This is a genomic window from Pseudoalteromonas sp. C8 (assembly GCF_011378685.1).
Taxonomy (GTDB): domain Bacteria; phylum Pseudomonadota; class Gammaproteobacteria; order Enterobacterales; family Alteromonadaceae; genus Pseudoalteromonas; species Pseudoalteromonas arctica.
The window spans coordinates 1-2,378 of sequence record NZ_WTKT01000043.1 but is presented as its reverse complement, the minus strand read 5'-3'; the positions used below and the strand labels follow the sequence as shown (position 1 = coordinate 2,378).

Genomic DNA, 2,378 nt, shown 5'->3' with positions numbered 1-2,378 from the left:
CGAGCCCACTAGGTTACAAATCTCGCACCGCGATTAAACACCCCCTAGTTTGAACAAATTTTAATCCGCAAAGAGCAACAGACCCTAGTATAAAATACTATATAACTTGCGACGATACTTTGCTGCGAGCGCATCACCATCGGGTAAAGAGGCAATAATGGTTAAAAAGCTTGGTTTCGCTTCATTGAAATTCAGATCTTTTTGCAGCACTGTAAATAGTATATCCAATGCTTCTTCTTTTCTGCCTGCTTCATTGAGTAAAATACTGAGCTCTTCTTTTAATTCTAGGTCATTTGGGTACTTTTCTACTTGTTGTTGCTTTTCTTTAATCTCTGGTGAGTCTTTTGCTTCAAGCGCAGCTTCGCATTTTGCTTTTATATTATTAAAGTAAGCATCTTGCTCTTGTACGTCTATTGTATTTATAAGCGCTTGGGCTTCATCTACCTTGTGAATTTGAATACATATGTCTGCTAGCACTAATTTGATACGTGCATTACCGCTGTCTATTTCATAAGCTTGCTTTGCATAATTAAATGCAGCATTTAAATCTGACTTTAATAACGCTTGCTTTGCTTGTTCTAACAGTAAGTCTTGTTGTGCAGGTAAATGCTTTGCTAGGGCTTCGCGTATTTGTGCTTCGCTTTGAACACCTGCAAGTAAATCTACTGGTGCAGAGTCTTTTAATAATACAAGGGTAGGCAGTGTTTGCAGACCAACTTGCTGCGCAAGTTGAGAAGCGAGTGCTTGCTCTGCATCGCAATCTAGGTTTGCTACTACTATATAGCTTGCATATTCAGCCGCTATTTTATCTAAAATTGCAGCCTGTCCGATACAGTCAGGACTTTGAGGAGAGAAAAAGTTAAGCAACACCAATTTTTGCTGTGATGTTTCACCGAGTACTTGTTGAAGGTTTTGCGCATTAATACTAACTATGTTGCTCATTGAATTGATTGCCATATTCATCTATTTAGGTTTTTATATGGTGGTGAACATAATAATTACAAGTCATATACCTAAATCATCCGGTATACATATTCAACAATGAGGGAAAACATGAAATTAACTTATCTAAGTGCAATACTTTTATTAGCAAGCCCATTAGTACAAGCAAATGGACTCGATTTGAATTTAAGCAAAACCATGCCAGCTATAGAAAAGTTTTACCTCGATTTACACCAATCGCCAGAGCTTTCTTATCACGAACAAGAAACGGGTAATAAAATAGCGGATAAATTAACTCAGCTGGGTTTTAAAGTAACAAGTAATGTAGGTGGCTTTGGTGTTGTCGGCATTTACAAAAACGGAAACGGTCCAACCGTGATGATCCGTACTGACACCGATGGCTTACCTATTATAGAGCAGACAGGAAAGTCCTATGCCTCAAAAGTTAAAGTAATAGATGAGCATGGTGCGAAAGTAGGTGTAATGCACGGTTGTGGCCACGATATTCACATGAGCTCTTTTATTGGTACTGCTGAGCAATTAATAGTACACAAAGATCAATGGAAAGGCACTTTGATGATGGTTGCACAGCCTGCCGAAGAAGTTGGTGGGGGTGCTAAAGCCATGTTAGGCGAAGGACTATTTAGTAAATATGAAAAACCTGATCATATAATTGCTTTGCATGTAAGTGCTAGCGTCCCCGCTGGTAAGGTATCAATGAAAAATGAATACACTATGGCAAGTGTAGATTCTGTCGATATTACAATAAAAGGTAAAGGTGGTCATGGTGCTTATCCGCATACAACTATAGACCCTGTGATTATAGCTGCACGCACAGTACTTGCTCTGCAAACAATCACAAGCCGAGAACTTTCACCGCTAGAGCCTTCGGTTATTACGGTTGGGTCTATTCATGGTGGCTCAAAACATAATGTGATTTCGGATGAAGTAAAACTACAACTCACTCTCAGAAGCTATAACCCAAATGTTAGAAGTGCTCAAATAGCAGCAATAAAACGAATCACGGCAGGTATTGCACAAAGTGCTGGCCTAAATGAATCAAACTACCCTGTAGTATATGTACATGAAGATGAATCTATTCCATCTACTTATAATAACCCTGCACAAACAGACATTGTTAGAAACTCTATTGCCAGCGCAATTGGTGATACTAATGTGCTTGAAACACAAGCTGTAATGGCGGGTGAAGACTTTGGCCTATACGGACGCACCGATGAAAACATCCCTATTACCTTATTTTGGCTAGGTGGCGTAAACCAAACACAATATGCAGATTCGATAAAAACAGGTGAAGTACTCCCTTCCCTACACTCTAGTAAATTTGCACCAGATTATAAAGTTGCCATTCCTACCGGAATAAAAGCAATGAGTAACGCTGCTGTTGCTTTATTTAATAAATAACCTGATGTAATGGT

General features: G+C 39.1%; 2 protein-coding genes. One reads left to right on the top strand and one right to left on the bottom strand.

The genetic code is table 11. The features are described from left to right. Window positions 1-84 precede the first annotated feature (84 nt). Window positions 85-942, bottom strand: coding sequence for a tetratricopeptide repeat protein (locus GQR39_RS19910; protein WP_165736421.1), 858 nt, complete (start codon window positions 940-942; stop codon window positions 85-87). 111 nt (window positions 943-1,053) lie between these two features. Between GQR39_RS19910 and GQR39_RS19905 the strand changes: the two genes are divergently transcribed. Further along, window positions 1,054-2,364: an amidohydrolase gene (locus GQR39_RS19905; protein WP_165736420.1), complete on the top strand. Its 1,311-nt coding sequence runs from the start codon at window positions 1,054-1,056 to the stop codon at window positions 2,362-2,364. Window positions 2,365-2,378 lie beyond the last annotated feature (14 nt).

Bases quoted from the DNA above. Each gene is read 5' to 3' on its own strand.
- GQR39_RS19905 (WP_165736420.1), top strand. From the start codon at position 1,054: ATGAAATTAACTTATCTAAGTGCAATACTTTTATTAGCAAGCCCATTA.
- GQR39_RS19910 (WP_165736421.1), bottom strand. From the start codon at position 942: ATGAGCAACATAGTTAGTATTAATGCGCAAAACCTTCAACAAGTACTC.